Raw genomic sequence first — 18,066 nt, forward strand, 5'->3', positions numbered from 1 at the left:
GATGAGCCGGATGTGTCCGGCGGGGATGTCGAGGACGGCGGTGATCGGGGTGGGGGTGTCGAACTTCTGCATGGTGTCTGTTCTCCTGCTGTGCTTGTTGTTTCCGACTTCGCAAAAGCTACGTTGCGTTCAAGGATCACGCAACATGCTCGTTGCGCACAATCAGCATCAGTGCAGGTGAATGCCCAAGTATCGTTGCAACCGTTTTGGTTTTAACGCAACGACCCGAGCCCCGCTCGTTGCATTGGATGGAGAGTGAACGCTATGCTGGAGGCTCAGGGAAGCACGAAGGGAGATCGCGATGCCGGGAGGCAGGCTCACCCAGCAGGAACGCCAGCAGATCGCGCTGGGGGTGGCCGACGGGCTCGCCTACGCGGAGATCGCCAGACGTCTGGACCGGCCCACCTCGACGATCACGCGTGAGGTGATGCGCAACGGCGGCCCCACCGCCTACCGCGCCGACCTGGCCCACCGCGCCACCGAACGTCGGGCCCACCGGCGCAGGCAGGCCGCTCCCCGAGGGCCGCAGGAGCCCTCGCGGGCCCACGGACGCGACCCCGAGGCCGTGCGCGAGTACGAGGAGACGTTCACCACCCTCCTCATGGCCTCGGGCCTGCCCAAGATGATGTCCCGGGTGCTGACCTGCCTCTACACCACCGACGCGGGCAGCGTCACCGCGTCCGAACTCGTCCAGCGCCTCCAGGTCAGCCCGGCGTCCGTCTCCAAGGCGATCACGTTCCTGGAGAGCCAGGGCCTCGTCCGCCGGGAACAGGACGAACGCCGCCGCGAGCGCTACATGGTCGACGACGACGTCTGGTACCAGTCGATGATCGCCAGCGCCCGCACCAACGCCCAGCTCGCCGAGACCGCACGGCAGGGCGTCGGCGTCCTCGGCCCCGACACCCCGGTCGCCGCCCGCCTGGAGAACATCGCCCGCTTCCTCGACTTCATCGGCGAGAGCGTCACCCGCGCCGCGGAGCAGGCCCGCGAGATCCTCCACACGAAGCCCGAAACGACCTCGGGTGGCCCTGCCACGCCGGGTTCGGATCGCGGATAGCAGCACCGGGGCCGGTACGGGCCGAGTCCGTGGCCGGCGCGCCGCTACTCGCCGTCCGTGGGCCGGTCGGCTGCGGGGAGGGCGAGTTCGAGCCAGACGGTCTTGCCGACGCCGCCGGCTCTGGGCTGGATGCCCCAGCTGGCGGCAAGGGCGGTGACGAGTTCGAGGCCTCGGCCGGACTCGTCGTCCGGGTCTGTGCGGAGCAACCGGGGTTCACCGGCGCCGGGGTCGGACACCTCGATGCGCATCAGGCCGTCGAGCAGGACGAAGCGGATGCCGACTCGGCCGTCCGGCGGGACGCGGGCGTGCCGGCAGGCGTTGGTGACCAGCTCGCTCAGCAGGAGCACGGCGGTATCCGTCGGATCACCCGGCACCCCCCACGCCGCCGCCTGCTCGCGCAGCAGCGCGCGGGCGCGACCGGCGCTGCGGGCACGCAGCGGCAGCAGCCACTCCACCTGCGGCGGCCGGACGGAGGGGGCGCAGGTGGTGAGCGCGGGGGCGGGGACCGAAGCGGGTGCTTCGGGGACGGATCGTGCGGTCATCGCTGTCCTTGGTGCTCAGGCCGGTTGCCGGACGGTCGAGTGGCGCTCACCGGCGCGCCATTGCGCCGGTTGCCACTCCCAAGGTGCCGCCGGCGGCCTAGCCTCAGGAGTGACGCCACGGGTACAGAAGGCGTTCGTACCCGGGGCGTACCCGGATGGGACGGGGCCTGGTGATGACCGATACAGCTCAGCCGCCGATGGCGTGGCGCTACTGCGGCAACCAGATCAAGCTCTGGCGCACCCAGGCAGGCGTCAGCCGCGAGGGGTTGGGCAGGGCGGCCAACTACGAGCCGGAGAGCGTGAAGTCGATGGAACAGGGACGGCGGAGGCCGACCCCGCGGTTGCTCGAAGTGGCGGATGAGTTGTGTGGGGCGAAGGGGCTGCTTGCGGCAGCGTCGGGGTACCTCCAGCCGGAGAAGTACCCCGCTCGGGCGCACGAATACATGACCCTCGAAGCTGAAGCGATCGCCCTCGACTGGTTCGAAACACTCCTCATTCCTGGCTTGTTGCAGACAGAGGAGTACGCCCGGGCGCTGATGAGCGGCAGTGTCCGCCCGTGGAAGACGAGACGATCGAGGAACGTGTAGCGGCTCGACTGCAACGTCAGGAGAAGCTGGGCGGCAAGCCCACGACGCTATGCAGCTTCGTGCTCTGCGAGGCAACGCTCCGCACCCTCGTGGGCGGCCGGGATTCGATGACAAGGCAGCTTCAACACCTGCTGAATGTAAGCGAGTTGCGCAACGTGGCCATCCAGGTCCTTACCGCCGAGGCGGGTGCGACACGGCTCACTGATCCTTCTGGAGACACCCGAGCACGACCACTACGTCTTCACTGAAGGCCAGGAGACCAGTGTGCTCTCTGCCGACCCATAAAGGCTGAGCATCCTCACCCAGCGCCATGGAATGATCCGCATGCAGGCCCTCGGCGTTCAGGAGTCTGCGAACTTCATCAGGAAGGTGGCGGAGGAGCTATGAGCGGCACGGAACTTGCATGGTTCAAGTCCAGCTACAGCGATTCCGAAGGTAGCGCCTGCGTCGAAGTAGCTGCCTCCTGGCGGAGGTCCAGCCGCAGCGGCACCGAGGGCGGCGCCCGCGTCGAGGTCGCCGCGCGCCCCGACGCCGTCCATGTCCGGGACTCGAAGGACAGGAGCGGCCCGAAGCTCGACTTCACGCCTGCCGCTTGGGCCGACTTCGTGGCGTTTGCCGCGCGGCAGCCGCTGCCGTAGTACCGGCGCCCGAGGCTCAGCCGGCGGTGGGTGATCCCCGAGCGCTCTTTACAGTCGATCGGTTGGGAAAGCGTTCTTCCCACCCACCCACCCATGCGCCCAACTGTCCATGCGGTCAGCAGGTACGACTATTAGTCACCAGGTCGCCACGGTGTGCATCCGCCGTGTAGCGTGCGCAGCAAAGAACAACCCCCGCCGGTGCTTGCGACACCCCAGGCAGTGCTCACCCGCATCACCCGCGCTGCCCGCTCCGACGCGTACGAGGCGCTGGCCGGGCTCGGCCGGGCCGACTCCCGCATGGCGCTCTCGGCCTCGGAGTGCGCGGAACTGGAGGAGCTCGCCGGGCAGTGGCTGGCGCACGGTGCGACGATCCAGCACTTCACCACCGCCCTGACCGCCGGGCTGCCGCAGACCGTGCACTGCCCGGGCGCACTGGCCCGCAAGCGACTGGTGGCCAAGATGCCGCCCGCTCCCTTGCTCGGCCTGCGGGAGGCCGAGGGGCCGCGCCGTGAGAGGATCTTGGAGTGCGCCGACTGCGGCCGGCCGGGCCGCCCGGAGACGATGCCGCAGGGCAGCTGCCGCGACTGCCGCGAGGGCCGGGCGAACCCCGGCTCGCCCCATCCGGACCGGGAGGGCATCCGCGTCAGGGTCGAGCAACTGCGGGCCGCGATGCAGCGGGGGCGCGGGACGTTCGGGGAGGATCGGCCAATCCCCCCCTTTGGTGAATAATCGCAGGCCAGCACGTTAACCTATGCGAATTCCAAAGGTGAAATAGGTTACAAGCCTTCCAATCAAAGCCGCTCGGTTTGCCCACATGCTGAGATCCGTGCGATAGTCGAGGAAGTCCGGGCGCTGTGAAGCCCCGGGCGCGATCCACGGCCCACCCGACCTGGCGGCCGTCACACATCGCGCGGCACGCACCCCCTTGGCCGGCGCGATGACTTGCAGGGGCCCCCAGACGCCACATCACGGTGACGGGGGCCCCGCGTGGTTTCCAGGCCCGGTCGACCCAGACCCCCATGGCTCGGGCCTCCGGGCACCTCAGGCCCCAGGCACCTCAGGCCCGTTCGCGGATCCTCAGCTCGAACCAGACGCTCTTGCCGCGCGGCAGCAGATCCGCGCCCCAGCGGTCCGACAGCTCGTCCACCACCATCAGCCCACGCCCGGTCAGCCCGCCGGGCTCCGCGACGATCAGGCAGGGCAGCGCCCGCGAGGAGTCCCGCACCTCCACCCGCAGCCAGCCGGGCCGACGCTGCACCTGGAGACCGATGGTCCGCCCGCAGGCGTGCTTGACGGCGTTGGCGATCAGCTCGCCGGTCAGCAACTCTCCTGCCTCCAGCAGCTGGTGGAGCTCCCAGGACTGCAGCACCGAGAGGACCAGCCGACGGGCCAGCGACGCGGACTGCGGCCGGGAGGGGAGCCGGACCTCGTCCGACTCCGCCGGGTCGCACAGCCTGCCGAAGTACACCTGCTCCAACTCCTCGGAGCTGAGCCGTTCCAGGGCCGCGAGTGCCAGCGGCCCGCTCTCCGACGGAACGTCACCGGCCAGACCGGCCCCAGGATGTGCTGACTGATCTGCTTCGCCCCATCCCGCCATGGGCCCATCATTGCGGAACGCATGCGGCCGCGTACGGACAATGAGCAAACGATCACCGCCCGACCGGCATATGCCCGGAGCAACCCGGCGTCATGCCGGGCCGCCCCGTCGGGACCTCCCTGCTACCAGGCGCTCCAGTCCAGGTTCCAGCCACTCAGGCCGTTGTCCGGCTCGACCTGGCCGCGCGTGGAGTTGACCACCTTGACCACGTCACCGACCATCGAGTCCTCGTAGAACTTGCCGGCCACCGAGCTGTCGCTGCCGCCCTTGACGTCCTTGAGGCCGACGCAGCCGTGGCTGGCGTTCTCCTCGCCGAAGACGTTGCTCCAGTAGTTGCCGTGGACATACGTGCCCGTGTCGGTCAGCCGCATCGAGTGCGGCACCATCAGGTCGTACGGTGCTCCGGTCATCCCCGGCAGGGTGCTGGACTGCATCCGCACGATGCCCTCCTTGGCCGAGATCACCATCGTCCCGTTCCAGGTCGGGTGCTCGTCGGAGCCGGAGGTGATCGCGATGGTGGAGTTCTGGCCGCCGCGGTCCACCGTCATCTGGTGGGTCTTCGCGTCGACGGTGGAGACCTGGGAGCGGCCGATGGTGAACGGCTCGTCGCGGTCCACCCCGCCGTACACGCCGGGCGCGACCTCGACGCTCTTGAGGCGGTAGTGGACGGTCACCTTGGTACCGGGCTTCCAGTACCCCTCGGGGCGCAGGTCCAGCCGGCGGTCGCCGAACCAGTGGCCCTTCACCTGGGTGCCGTTGTCGGTGTCGAAGGTGATGTTCTTCGCGACCTCGGCCTTGTTCTCGATGTCCTTGTCGAACGTCACCGAGACGATCATCCCGACGCCGTAGGTGGCGTTGTCGGCGATGTTGTCGCTGGGGCTCGCCTCGTGCTGCGGGGTCAGCGTGGTGAAGCTGCTGTCCGCCGTGGTCGCCGTGCCGGCGTCGTCCGCCGCCTGCGCGCTCACCTTGTACGTCGTGCCGACCGCGAGCGCGGCGGCCGGTTGCCAGCTGCCGCCGTCGGCCGAGACGGCGCCGGCTATCTCCCGGCCGTCCTTGTCGGTGACCTTGACCTGGGTCAGCTTCCCCTTGGCCACCGAGACCTTCAGCGCGCCGCCGGGCGCCACGTCGGTGGCCCCGTTCCTGGGGGATATCTCCAGCACCGCCGCCGACACCTTCGGCTGCGCCGTGGCCGGTGCGGAGGCCGCCGGCGCGCCCGCCGCGTCCGCTCCCAGTGCCGCCTGGGCCCCCGTGGTGCTGCCACCCCCGCTGCACGCCGTGGTCAGTACCAGCACCCCGCCGAGCAGCCCCGCAGCCACACCCGCGCGTATCGACTTCACGTTCGTTCCCTCCCTCGTCCCCTGCTGGATACACGCCTCGGCGCGCGAAAAGGTTGCCCCGGTCGGGCCTCGGATCCGGCTCCGCCGCCGACTCCCGGGTCGGCGGGCCCCGGTGGTGACCCGGCACCCGTCCGGCAGCGGCCTGCCCCGGCCGGCCTGGCCCCATAGTGCACGGATGGACGAACGGCCCGGCCCCGCCGAAGCGGGACCGGGCCGTTCGTTATGGAACCGGGACTACCACTGGCTCCAGGGGAGCGTCCAGCCGCTGAGGCCGTTGTCCGGCTTCACGGTGGCGCTCTTGGAGTTCTCGATCTTCACGACGTCGCCGATCATCGAGTCGTTGAAGAACTTGCCCGCCACCGAGGTGTCGCTGCCCTCCTCGGTGTCCTGCATCGAGACGCAGCCGTGGCTGGCGTTGGTCTTGCCGAACGGGTTCGCCCAGAAGTTGCCGTGCACGAAGGTGCCCGAGTCGGTCAGGCGCATCGCGTGCGGGACGTTCGGGATGTCGTACTCCGCGCCCAGGCCGACGGTCGCCGAGTTCATCCGGGTGACCTTCTCCTTGCTGGAGATCACCATGGTGCCGTTCCACGACGGGTTCTTGTCGTCGCCGAGCGTGACCGGGATGGTCGTGCTCTTGCCGTCCCGGACCACCGTCATCTGGTGGCTGGCGGAGTCGGCGGTGGAGACCTGCGAGCGGCCGATGGTGAACGGCTCGTCCTTGTCCACGTCACCGTAGACGCCGGGCGAGACCTCGACGTTCTTCAGCTTGTAGTGGATGGTCACCTTGGTGCCGGGCTTCCAGTACTTCTCCGGGCGGAAGTCCACCCGCCGGGGGCCGAACCAGTGGCCCTTGACCGTGGTGCCGTCGCTGGCCTCGAAGGTGATCCCCTTGAGGACCTCCTCCTTGTTCTTGATCTCCTTGTTGAAGACCACCGAGACGATCATGCCCACGCCGTAGGTGGCGTTGTCGGCGATGTTGTCGTTGGTGGAGACCTTCTTCGCCGGGGTGAGCGTGGTGAAGGTGGTCGTGGACGCCGTCACCAGCCCGGCCGGGTCGGTGGCCTGCGCGTTCACCTTGTAGGCCATGCCGACGGTCAGCGCGGCGCTCGGCTTCCAGCCCGAACCGTCGGGCGCGATCGCCCCGGCCACGGCCTTGCCGTCCTTGTCGGTGACCTCGACGGTGGTCAGCTTCCCCCCGGCCACCGAGACCTTCACACCGTCGGTCGGGTTGACGTCGAGCGTGCCGTCCTTCGGCTCGACGTTCAGCACCGCCGCCGAGACCTTGGGGGTCTCCGGGGCCGCGGCCGACGCGCCGGCGGACGCCGCGCTGGCGGCACCGGCGTCGGTGCTACCGCCGGTGCCTCCCCCGTCGTCCTTGGACGTACAGGCCGAGCCGAACAGCAGCACCCCGCCCATCACCAGTGCCACGGCGGCGTTGCGACGCGCCCGTCGGGTGTTCGTACATATCGCGGCGTCGGCCGCCTGAACCGGCTTCACTCGGTCTCCCCTCCCGGTATTCACCCTGAATACGCGCTGGTGCCCGGGTTCGGTTGCACCGGACGGAGATCTTTCGCACCGCACATCGGCGCGCCCAGGCAGGATAACCGGGCTCGGTGAGTGAATCTTCGGCGGGAGGCCGGTGTCCTCTCAGTGAATCCCCAGCGTGCTGCCGCTCAACCACTGTGACCAGGGCAGGTTCCAGCCGTTCAGGCCGTTGTGAGGCGGGACACGCTCCCCCTGCGAGCCGCGCACCTCGATCACGTCGCCGGGGATGGTGTGCTCGTACAGCCAGCCGGCCGGGGTGTCCTTGCCGCCGCCCTTGGTGTCGGCGAGGCCGATGCAGCCGTGGCTGGTGTTGGCGGTGCCGAAGATCTGCGGGTCCGCCCAGTAGTTGCCGTGGATGAAGGTGCCCGAGGTGGTCAGCCGCATCGCGTGCGGGACATCCTTGATGTCGTACTCGTCACCCATGCCGACCGTCTGCGAGTTCATCCTGGTCACCCGGAACTTCTCCGAGACCACCAGCGAGCCCAGGTACGTGGTGTGCTCGGGGCTGCCGCCGGAGATCTTCAGGGTCTTCACCACCTTGCCGCCCTGGCGGACGGTGAGTGTGCGCGCGTCCAGGTCGGCCACGCTGACCTGGGAACGCCCCACCGTGAAGCGCACGTCCCTGGTCTGGGTGCCGAACTCGCCCGGCGACCCCTCGACGTCCTTGAACCGCATCGAGATGCTGACCTTCGTCCCCGGCACCCAGTACTTCTGCGGGCGGAAGTCCAGCCGCTGGTTGCCGAACCAGTGCGCGGCCACCGGCACGGCGGGCTCGGCGCTCACCCGGACCGCCCGCTCCACCGTCTCCCGGTCGGCGATCGGCCGGGAGAAGCGCAGCGAGACGGGCATCCCCACGCCCACCGTGCTGCCGTTCTCCGGGGTGAAGAAGGCCACGAAGGTGCGGGCGACCGCCACGCTGCCGAACGCCACGTGCCGCGAGGCCCGGACCCCGTGATCGTCCTCGGCGACGGCGTCCAGGCTGAACCGCCCCGCCAGCGGCAGCAGGCCGTCCACCGCCCAGGAGCCGCCGTCCTCCGCCACGGTGCCGGCCAGCTCCGCGCCCTTGGCGTCGGTCAGCCGCACCGACACCAGCCGCCCCTGCGCCACCGTGACCTTCACCGGGCCCTCCGGGGGCACCTCCTGGGTGCCGTCACCCGGCGTCGCCGTGATCACCGCCCGGGAGGCCGGCGGCGGAGGCACGGCGGGCGTGCCTGCTCCGGCGCCCGCGCCGGAGCAGCCGGTGAGCACGCAGAACGCGACCGCGGCCGCCCGCCGTGCCCAAACCCGCAGTCCGGGGCGCATCCCGGGCCTCCCGCTGTCCGTAAGACGCTCGTCCGACATCGGGGATAACGATGCTCCTCCCGGCTGGACACGACACGAGGGACACGCGCGGGCGCGCGGCCGGTCCCCCGACGGGACAGAATCGTCACCGTCCGTCACGAGATGATCCGCCACGTGACAGCGGCATCCGATCAGGGAACAAGTGTGGAACGGGGTACGGGACACCCCGTGCTGGGAGGGTGCGGCCATGACTGCATGGCAGGAGCTGGGACCGGGTGCACGACGGGGCGAGGCCGCCGACCGCGGCAGACCCGAACCGCGCCCCGCCGCGGCACGGCACGCCCCGGCACCGGCGGAGGCAGCCGGCCCGACGGCGGTCGGCCGGGCGACGGCCGGCCCCGAGCCCGCCACCCCCTGGCCGGGCAGCTGGCAGCCGCTCGGCGCGCGCTTTCGCACCGACCCGGCGGGCAACCGGGGCACCAACTTCGCACTCTGGGCGGCCGGCGCCGAGGCGGTGGACCTCTGCCTGTTCGACGAGGACGGCCGCGAGAGCAGGCACCGCCTCACCGAACAGAACTTCCAGATCTGGCACGGCTACCTCCCCGGTGTCCTGCCAGGCACCCGCTACGGCTTTCGGGTGCACGGCCGCTGGGACCCGTGGACGGGCGCCCGCTGGAACCCCGCCAAGCTGCTGCTCGACCCCTACGCCCGGGCCGTCGACGGCCGCTACCTCGCCCACGACGCCGTCTGCGGCTCGGTGCGCAACTGGCCGGAGCGGGAGGTCGCCGACACCGTCCGCGACAACCGGGACTCCGCCCCCTACGTCCCCAAGGGCGTGGTCGTCCACGACGACGACGACTGGTACGACGACCACCGCCCCAAGACCCCCTGGGCCGAGACCGTGCTGTACGAGCTGCACGTACGGGGCTTCACCATGCGCCACCCCGGCGTCCCGCCCGAGCTGCGCGGCACCTACGCCGGGCTCGGCCACCCCGCCGCGATCGAGCACCTGACCGGGCTCGGGATCACCGCCGTCGAGCTCCTGCCCGTCCACCAGTACGCGGACGAAGACCACCTGCAGACCCGCCGCCTCACCAACTACTGGGGCTACAACACCATCGGCTACTTCGCCCCGCACGCCGGCTACTCCTCCTCCGGCAGCCGCGGCCAGCAGGTGGGCGAGTTCAAGCGGATGGTGCGGGCCCTGCACGCGGCCGGCATCGAGGTCATCCTCGACGTCGTCTACAACCACACCGCCGAGGGCGGCGAACTCGGCCCCACCCTGTCGATGCGCGGCATCGACAACGCCGGGTACTACCGGCTGCCGCTCAACCGCCGGCGCGGCTACGCCGACTACACCGGCTGCGGCAACACCCTGGACACCCGCCAGCCCCAGGTGGTCCGGCTGATCACCGACTCGCTGCGGTACTGGGTCACCGAGATGGGCGTCGACGGGTTCCGCTTCGACCTCGCCGCGGCGCTGGCCCGCGGCAGCGACGGCGTCGAGATGCACCACCCCTTCCTCGCCGCCGTCTCCCAGGACCCGGTGCTCAGCCGGGTCAAGCTGATCGCCGAGCCCTGGGACGTCGGGGCCGGCGGCTACCAGGTCGGCGGATTCCCCCCGCTGTGGGCGGAGTGGAACGACAAGTACCGCGACACCGTCCGGGACTTCTGGCGCGGCGCCCGCCCCGATGTGCGCGAGCTCGGCTACCGGCTCTCCGGCTCCTCCGACCTCTACCAGCGCGGCGGCCGCCGCCCGTACGCCTCCGTCAACTTCATCACCGCCCACGACGGCTTCACCCTGCGTGACCTGGTCTCCTACCAGCACAAGCACAACGAGGCCAACGGCGAGGACAACCGGGACGGCACCAACGACAACCGCTCCGCCAACCACGGCGCCGAGGGCGAGAGCACCGACCCCGCCGTACGGGCGCTGCGCCGGCAGCAGCTGCGCAACCTGCTGGCCACCCTGCTGCTCTCCACCGGCGTACCGATGCTCACCGCCGGGGACGAGCTCGGCCGCACCCAGGGCGGCAACAACAACGCGTACTGCCAGGACAACGAGGTCAGCTGGCTCGACTGGTCGCTGCTGGAGGACCCGGGCTGGCGCTCGCTGCGGGACCTCACCGCGCGGGCCATCCGGCTGCGCCGGGAGCACCCGGTGCTGCGCCAGCGGGCCTTCTTCTCCGGACGGGCCACGACCCCGGGCGGCCGGCCCGACCTCGCCTGGTTCACCGCGCAGGGGCGGGAGATGACGGAGGCCGACTGGTTCGCGCCCACCGCCAGCCTCGGCATGCTGCTCTCCGGCACCGCGATGTCCGAGCGCGACCAGCACGGCGGCCCGCTGCGGGACGACAGCTTCCTGCTGCTGCTCAACGCCGCCGCGCGGCCCGTCCTGTTCACCCTGCCGGGCCGGCCGCACGGCGAGCTGTACGAGACGGTGCTCGACACCGCGCGTACCGACCGGCCAGATCCGGCCACCGGCCGGGGGGCCGCTCAGGTCACCGCACCGCCCACCCCACCGCCCACCGCACCGAGCGCCGATCCATATGCCGGGCAGCCCGCCGGGCCCTACGCCGCGCAGACCCAGCTGCCGCTGCCCGGCCCCTCGCTGCACCTGCTGCGGCTGCTCCCCGCGCCCACCAACGGCCTGCACCACCCCTGACCGCTTGCCGGCCGCCGACGGCCCACGGTGGCGGGCGGTGGCCGGTTCTCGCCGGTAGGTGCGGAAAACCGGGTGAGAAATGTCAGTGCACCGTCCTACCCTCTCCGCGATGGCCGAGAACCAGGAGTCCACGCCGCCGAAGTCGTCACCCCGACCAAGGCAGGAGGACCGGGACCAACCGGACCCGGACCCCGTCCGCCCCCGCGCAGGCACAGCCGCGCCCGCCGGGCAGCCCGGCGTGCCACGATCGACGGTGCGCTCGCTGCTGCGCCTGTGGCCCTACGCCAGGCCGATCCGCGGGCGGATCGCCGCCTCGGTGAGCGCCGCCATGATCGCCGCCCTCAGCGTGCTGCTCGTCCCGCTCGTCCTCGGCCGGATCGTCGACGGCCCGATCGCCCACCACGACATGGCCGCGCTCTGGCCGCCGGCCGGTGTACTGCTCCTGCTCGGTGTGATCGAGGCCGCGCTGTTCTACACCCGCCGGGTGATCCTGGCCCGGCCGCTGGCCGGCCTGGAGACGGCGATGCGCGGGGACCTCTACGCCAAACTCCAGCGGCTGCCGGTCTCCTTCCACGACCGCTGGGGCTCCGGCCAGCTGCTCTCCCGGGCCACCTCGGACATGTTCACCATGCGGATGTTCCTGACGTTCCCGCTGGTGTTCCTGATCGTCAACTCGGTGACGTTCCTGGCCGGCACCATCCTGATGTTCACCCTGGACTGGCGGCTCGCGCTGATCGCCCTGCTGCCCGCCGTGCCGCTGATCGTGCTGACCCGGCACTTCGAGGCGGGCTACTCCGAGGCCGCCCGCCGCGCCCAGGACCAGAACGGCGACCTCACCACCGTGATCGAGGAGTCCGTCCTCGGCATCCGCATCCTCAAGGCCTTCGGGCGCCACCGCACGATGGCCGAGCGCTTCCGCGCCCAGACCCACGAGTTGCGCGGCACCGAACTGCACAAGGCGGGCCTGCTGGCCAACCTCTGGTCGGTCATCGTCGGCCTGCCCGAGCTCGCCCTCGGCTGCGCGCTGGCCGTCGGCGCGTACCTGGTCGCCCACGACGAGCTCTCGGCCGGCACCTTGGTCGCCTTCCTCTCCACCGCGCTGGCGCTGCGCTGGCCGGTCGAGTCGCTCGGCTGGCTGCTCGCCTACTCCAACGAGGCGGCCACCGCGACGGACCGCTACTTCGAGGTCATGGACGAGCCGGAGGCCGAGCAGGCCCCGGCCCGCCCCGGCCCGCAGCTGCCGGGGGACGGCATCCGCCTGCGCGGGGTGCGCTTCCGCTACCCCGACGCCCCGGCCGGCACCCCGGACCTGCTCCAGGGGATCGACCTGCACATCCGCAGCGGCGAGACGATGGCCCTGGTCGGCGCGACCGGCAGCGGGAAGACCACCCTGACGGCGCTGCTCCCCCGCCTCTACGAGGCGACGGCCGGCGTGATCACCCTCGACGGACGGGACATCAGGGACATCCCCCGGGCCCGGCTGCGCGAGCTGGTCTCGGTGGCCTTCGAGGAGCCCACGCTGTTCTCCGCCTCGGTGCGCGAGAACATCCTGATGGGCGCCCCCGACGCCTCGCCCGAGCAGCTGCGGCAGGCGCTGGCGACGGCGCAGGCCGGCTTCGTCGAGCGGCTGCCCGCCGGCGCCGGGACCCAGGTCGGCGAGCAGGGCCTGAGCCTGTCCGGCGGCCAGCGCCAGCGCCTGGCCCTGGCCCGCGCCGTGGTCGGCGACCCGGCCTTCCTGGTGCTCGACGACCCGCTGTCCGCGCTGGACGTGCACACCGAGGCACTGGTCGAGCGGGCCCTGCGGCAGGTGCTCGGCTCCACCACCGCCCTGGTGGTCGCCCACCGGCCGAGCACCGTGCTGCTCGCCGACCGGGTGGCCGTACTCGCCGACGGCGTGATCGCCGCCGTGGGCACCCACCAGGACCTGTTGAAGACCTCCGCGATCTACCGAGAACTCATGTCGGGCGAGGCCGCCCCCGCGCTCGAAGGGAGCCCCGCCCGATGAGCACCAGCACCGTCAGCAGTACGAGCATCGCCACCGAGCCCACCGAGGAGGCCGAGGAGCTCGCGCCACCGCCGGCGGACGAGGAGGACATCCCCGTCCCGCCCGGCGCGGCCCGGACCCTGCTGGGCTCGCTGCTCGGCCCGCACCGCGGCAAGATCGTCCTGGCGATGCTGGTGATCCTGGTCCAGCAGGCCGCCCTCCAGGCCGGCCCGCTGCTGGTCGCCCTCGCGATGGACCGGGGCATCCCGGCCCTGCGCGAGAGCGACTCCGGCCCGCTGATCGCGGTGATCGCCGCCTATCTCGGCTGCGCGGCGCTGAGCACCGTGCTCCAGTGGGTGTTCATCCGGCTCAGCGCGCGGATCAACCAGGACATCCTGCTGGAGCTGCGCGGGCGGATCTTCCGGCACGCCCAGCGGCTCAGCCTGGACTTCCACGAGCGCTACACCTCCGGGCGGATCACCTCCCGGGCGACCAGCGACGTGGACGCGCTGCGTGAGCTGCTCTCCGAGGGCCTCCAGGAACTGCTGACGGTCTTCCTCTCGGTCTTCTACATCTCGGTGCTGCTGCTGGTGATGGACTGGCGGCTGGGCCTGGTCGCGCTGCTCTCCTTCCTGCCGCTCGCCCTGATCGCGCGCTCCTTCCGCCGGCGATCCCGCCGGGTCTACCGGCGCTCGCGGACGGCCGTGGCCACGCTGATCGTGAAGTTCACCGAGACCATGAACGGCATCCGGCCGGTGCAGGCGTTCCGCCGGGAGTCCGCCAACAACGCGGCCTTCGACGTGGTCAACCGGCAGTCGGCCTCCGCCACGGCGGACGGCCTGCTGGAGATCGCGCGCTTCGTCGGTCTCTCCCGCACCACGGCCAACGTGTGGATCACCGGCGTGGTGGTGCTGGGCGCGTTCATGGTCACCGACGGCAGCCTGGAGCTCGGCGCGCTCACCGGCTTCGTGCTCTACCTGCGCCGGCTGTACGACCCGATCGACCAGCTGGCGATGTTCCTGAACAGCTACCAGTCGGCGGCCGCCGCGCTGGAGAAGATCGCCGGTCTGCTCGCGCACGAGCCGACCGTGGCCGAGCCCACCTCGCCCGTCCCGCTGCCGCAGCGCGCGCCCCGGGCCGAAGGGCGCGCCGGTGAGGGGTCCGAGCTCCCGGGGTCGGGCGGGCAGGTGGCGGTGAAGGGCCGTGAGGTGGCCTTCCGGGGTACCCGCTTCGCGTACCGGACGGGCAAGGAGGTGCTGCCGCCGTTCGACCTCGTCCTGCCGGCCGGGCAGACCACCGCCGTGGTGGGTGCCACCGGCGCCGGCAAGTCGACCGTCGCCAAGCTGCTCGCCCGCTTCTACGACCCGACGGACGGCCGGATCACCCTCGACGGCGTCGACCTGCGCGATCTGACCACCGGTGACCTGCGGCGCGGGGTGGTGATGGTGACGCAGGAGTCCTTCCTGTTCTCCGGCACCGTCGCCGAGAACATCGCCATCGGCAAGCCTGGTGCCACCCGCGAGGAGGTCGAGCAGGCGGCTCGGGACATCGGCGCGTACGAGTTCATCGCGGCACTGCCGGACGGCTTCGACACCGACGTCCGCAAGCGCGGCGGCCGGATCTCGGCGGGCCAGCGCCAGCTGGTCGCCTTCGCCCGGGCGCTGCTGGCCGACCCGGCCGTGCTGATCCTGGACGAGGCCACCTCCTCACTGGACGTCCCCGGCGAGCAGGCCGTGCAGCGCGCCATGCGGACGGTGCTGGCCGGCCGGACAGCCGTGATCATCGCGCACCGGCTCTCCACGGTGGAGATCGCCGACCGGGTGCTGGTGATGGACCAGGGCCGCATCGTCGAGGACGGCACCCCCGCCGACCTCGTCGCCGGCGAGGGCCGCTTCGCCGACCTCCACCAGGCCTGGCGCGCCAGCCTGGTCTGACCACCCCGGCCCGGCCCGGACAGGCCGGCGGGCCGGGCGCGGCGGGGCCACACGACAACGCGGTGGAGAGCCGGCCGAACCAGGCTCTCCACCGCGTCACCACCGCTGCGGCCACCTCAGCGCAGCAGGCCCGCGTCCATTCCTGCCGACTCCGGTGGCAGGGCCACCAGGCCCAGCTCCGCCGGGAAGGCCAGCAGCGGATGAGCGGGGAGCACCCGGACGGTGTAGCCGAACGGGCCCGTCCGGCACAGCTCCAGCGAACCCTCGTACCTGGTCCGGCCGTCGATGTCGGGACCGCCGGAGGGCTTGAGGGCGAGGACGGCGGCATCGGAGATGCCGTCCGCGGCGTCGACCTGGCCGGAGACCACCTGGACCTCGACGTCGGTCGGCTCCAGCGGGCCGAGCGAGACCAGCACCCGCAGGGCCAGCGTGCTGCCCAGCTCCTGGGCCTCGTCCGGGCTCTCCGCCTCGACGTGCTCGACCCGCACGGCTGGCCAGGACTCCCGTACCCGGGCCTTCCACTGCGCCAGCTCGCGCGCCCCCTGGTAGGGCGGGCCCCCCTCCGCCGGGGCGGCCAGCTCGCGCTGGGCCAGCGCGGCGGGCGCGTACAGCCGCTCGACGTACTCCCGGACCATCCGCCCCGCCAGCACCTTGGGCCCCAGGGTGACCAGGGTGTGCCGGACCATCGAGATCCAGCGGTGCGGCAGCCCGTCCGAGCCTTGGTCGTAGAAGCGCGCGGCGACCTGGTGCTCGATCAGGTCGTAGAGCGCGGCCGACTCGATGTCGTCCCGCCGGTCGGCCTCCGCGCTGTCCGGGTCCAGCACCCCACCGACGCCGTCCGCGGTGGGGATCGCCCAGCCGTTCTGGCCGTCGTACCACTCGTCCCACCAGCCGTCGAGCACGGACAGGTTCAGGCAGCCGTTGAGCGCGGCCTTCATCCCGGACGTGCCACAGGCCTCCAGCGGGCGCAGCGGGTTGTTCAGCCATACGTCGCAGCCCGGGTAGAGGTGCTGGGCCATCGCCATGTCGTAGTCGGGCAGGAAGACGATCCGGTGCCGGACGGCCGGGTCATCGGCGAAGGCGACCATCTGCTGGATCAGCCGCTTGCCGCCGTCGTCCGCCGGGTGCGCCTTGCCGGCGACCACGATCTGCACCGGCCGGGTCGGGTGCAGCAGCAGCGAGCGCAGCCGCTGCTGGTCCCGGAGCATCAGGGTGAGCCGCTTGTACGAGGGCACCCGGCGGGCGAACCCGATGGTGAGCACCTCCGGGTCGAGCACCGAGCCCACCCAGCCGAGCTCGGCGTCGCCCGCGCCGCGCTGGCGCCACGAGGTGCGCACCCGGCGCCGGGCCTCGTCCACCAGCTGGGCCCGCAGGTTGCGGCGCAGCTCCCAGATCTCGCTGTTGCCGATCCGCTCCAGGCCCGTCCAGCGCTTGGCGTCGCCGGTGGTCATGGCGTCCTCGGCGCGCTCGGTGCCGATCTCGGCGGCGCCGAGCCGGACCACCGCCGGGTCGATCCAGGTCGGTGCGTGGACGCCGTTGGTGACGGAGTCGATCGGGACCTCGGCGGCGTCGAACCCGGGCCAGAGCCCGTTGAACATCGACCGGCTGACCGCGCCGTGCAGGGTGGAGACGCCGTTGGCGCGCTGGGCGAGCCGCAGGCCCATCGCCGCCATGTTGAACAGCTTGGGGTCACCGCCACGCCAGGACTCGGCGCCGAGCGCGAGCACCTGCTCGACCGGGACGCCGGGCAGCGCGGCGTCCCCGCTGAAGTGCCGGGCGACCAGGTCGCGGTCGAAGCGGTCGATGCCGGCGGGGACGGGCGTGTGGGTGGTGAAGAGGGTGCCGGCCCGTACGGACTCCAGCGCGGCCGCGAAGTCCAGGCCGCCGTCGGCCTTCTCCCGCTCGGTGACGGCGGTGCCGGCCGCGCCCTCGGCGGGGCCCGTGCTCCCCGCGCTCCCGCTGCCCTCGGCGATGAGCTCCCTGATCCGCTCCACGCCGAGGAAGCCGGCGTGGCCCTCGTTGGTGTGGAAGACCTCCGGCACCGGGTGCCCGGTGAGCCGGCAGTAGGTGCGCACCGCGCGTACGCCACCGATGCCCAGCAGCATCTCCTGGAGCAGCCGGTGCTCACTGCCGCCGCCGTAGAGGCGGTCCGTGACGTCCCGTTCCGCGGCGGAGTTCGCCTCCACGTCGGAGTCGAGCATCAGCAGCGGCACCCGTCCGACCTGGGCCTTCCAGACCTGGGCGGCGAGGGTGCGGCCGGCCGGCAGGGCGAGGTCGATCCGGCACGGGGCGCCGTCCGCCTCGCGCAGCAGGCTGACGGCGAGTTCGTCCGGGTCGAGCAGCGGGTAGCGCTCCTGCTGCCAGCCGTCCCGGCTGAGCGACTGCCGGAAGTACCCGTGCCGGTAGAAGAGCCCGACGCCGATCACCGGCACGCCCAGGTCACTGGCGGCCTTCAGGTGGTCGCCGGCCAGGATGCCCAGGCCCCCGGAGTACTGGGGCAGCGCGGCGGCGATCCCGTACTCCGGTGAGAAGTAGGCGATCGCGGCGGGCAGCGGCTCCTCCCCGGTGGGGGTGGCGGACTGGTACCAGCGCGGGCCCGCCAGGTACTCCCGCAGGTCGTCGGCGAGATCGCCGAGCCGGCGCAGGAAGCGGCGGTCGCCGGCGAGCGCGGCGAGCCTGGCCGCCGGGACCTCCCCGAGCAGGCGTACCGGGTCCTCGCCGGTGGCGGCCCAGACCTCGGGATCGACCGACTGGAAGAGCTCTCTGGTCTCCGAATGCCACGACCAGCGCAGATTGAGCGCTAGCTCGTGCAGTGGCTGGAGTTGTTCGGGCAGGACGGTGCGGACGGTGAATCTGCGGATTGCCTTCACGGCGTGAAGCGTAGACCCGGCCGTGGGGC

13 protein-coding genes and 1 pseudogene are annotated in these 18,066 nt (G+C 71.7%); 8 read left to right on the top strand and 6 right to left on the bottom strand.

The annotated features are described in order from the left end of the window. A partial coding sequence (locus tag ACIBH3_RS00005) for a hypothetical protein (RefSeq protein WP_396309518.1) occupies positions 1-216 on the top strand: 216 nt, incomplete at its 5' end. Positions 217-301: 85 nt separating this feature from the next. Beyond that, entirely contained in the window at positions 302-1,057 is a 756-nt protein-coding gene (locus ACIBH3_RS00010) for a helix-turn-helix domain-containing protein (protein ID WP_396309519.1), read from the top strand. 44 nt (positions 1,058-1,101) lie between these two features. On the opposite strand, the gene ACIBH3_RS00015 is transcribed toward ACIBH3_RS00010, so the two are convergent. Beyond that, complete coding sequence (locus tag ACIBH3_RS00015; RefSeq protein ID WP_396309520.1) at positions 1,102-1,599, bottom strand: ATP-binding protein; 498 nt, start codon at positions 1,597-1,599, stop codon at positions 1,102-1,104. 197 nt (positions 1,600-1,796) lie between these two features. Between ACIBH3_RS00015 and ACIBH3_RS00020 the strand changes: the two are divergent. The 3 genes and pseudogenes from ACIBH3_RS00020 (at position 1,797) to ACIBH3_RS00030 (ending at position 3,553) form a co-directional block, all read left to right on the top strand. Further along, positions 1,797-2,434, top strand: a pseudogene (locus ACIBH3_RS00020) (helix-turn-helix domain-containing protein). A gap of 135 nt (positions 2,435-2,569) precedes the next feature. Further along, positions 2,570-2,824: a DUF397 domain-containing protein gene (locus ACIBH3_RS00025; RefSeq protein ID WP_396309521.1), complete on the top strand. Its 255-nt coding sequence runs from the start codon at positions 2,570-2,572 to the stop codon at positions 2,822-2,824. A 219-nt stretch (positions 2,825-3,043) separates the two neighbouring features. After that, complete coding sequence (locus ACIBH3_RS00030) at positions 3,044-3,553, top strand: hypothetical protein (protein ID WP_396309522.1); 510 nt, start codon at positions 3,044-3,046, stop codon at positions 3,551-3,553. 328 nt (positions 3,554-3,881) lie between these two features. On the opposite strand, the gene ACIBH3_RS00035 is transcribed toward ACIBH3_RS00030, so the two are convergent. The 4 genes from ACIBH3_RS00035 to ACIBH3_RS00050 form a co-directional block, all read right to left on the bottom strand. Beyond that, entirely contained in the window at positions 3,882-4,421 is a 540-nt protein-coding gene (locus ACIBH3_RS00035) for an ATP-binding protein (protein ID WP_396309523.1), read from the bottom strand. A gap of 122 nt (positions 4,422-4,543) precedes the next feature. Continuing rightward, the gene (locus ACIBH3_RS00040) at positions 4,544-5,758 is read right to left on the bottom strand and encodes an Ig-like domain-containing protein (RefSeq protein ID WP_396309524.1); all 1,215 of its coding nucleotides are present in this window, start codon (positions 5,756-5,758) and stop codon (positions 4,544-4,546) included. A gap of 234 nt (positions 5,759-5,992) precedes the next feature. Beyond that, positions 5,993-7,255, bottom strand: a complete 1,263-nt coding sequence (locus ACIBH3_RS00045; RefSeq protein WP_396309525.1) for an Ig-like domain-containing protein — start codon at positions 7,253-7,255, stop codon at positions 5,993-5,995. 150 nt (positions 7,256-7,405) lie between these two features. Further along, complete coding sequence (locus ACIBH3_RS00050; RefSeq protein ID WP_396309526.1) at positions 7,406-8,605, bottom strand: Ig-like domain-containing protein; 1,200 nt, start codon at positions 8,603-8,605, stop codon at positions 7,406-7,408. A gap of 226 nt (positions 8,606-8,831) precedes the next feature. Between ACIBH3_RS00050 and glgX the strand changes: the two genes are divergently transcribed. From glgX to ACIBH3_RS00065, 3 genes are all read left to right on the top strand, one after another. Then, on the top strand, positions 8,832-11,249 hold the full coding sequence (gene glgX / locus ACIBH3_RS00055; protein ID WP_396309527.1) for a glycogen debranching protein GlgX: 2,418 nt from the start codon (positions 8,832-8,834) through the stop codon (positions 11,247-11,249). Between the two features lie 109 nt (positions 11,250-11,358). Continuing rightward, positions 11,359-13,254 (top strand): ABC transporter ATP-binding protein, encoded by a 1,896-nt coding sequence (locus tag ACIBH3_RS00060; protein WP_396309528.1) that lies wholly within the window; start codon positions 11,359-11,361, stop codon positions 13,252-13,254. Continuing rightward, a complete protein-coding gene (locus ACIBH3_RS00065; RefSeq protein WP_396309529.1) occupies positions 13,251-15,167 on the top strand; it encodes an ABC transporter ATP-binding protein in 1,917 nt (638 codons plus the stop codon). The genes ACIBH3_RS00060 and ACIBH3_RS00065 overlap by 4 nt, the downstream gene beginning before the upstream one ends. Before the next feature lie 116 nt (positions 15,168-15,283). Here the strand turns inward: ACIBH3_RS00065 and glgP are convergent, their stop codons facing one another. Next, the gene (gene glgP / locus ACIBH3_RS00070) at positions 15,284-18,037 is read right to left on the bottom strand and encodes an alpha-glucan family phosphorylase (RefSeq protein ID WP_396309530.1); all 2,754 of its coding nucleotides are present in this window, start codon (positions 18,035-18,037) and stop codon (positions 15,284-15,286) included. Between the last annotated feature and the right edge of the window lie 29 nt (positions 18,038-18,066).

Source organism: Kitasatospora sp. NPDC050543, from assembly GCF_044457565.1.
In the GTDB taxonomy this organism is placed as follows: Bacteria; Actinomycetota; Actinomycetes; order Streptomycetales; family Streptomycetaceae; genus Kitasatospora.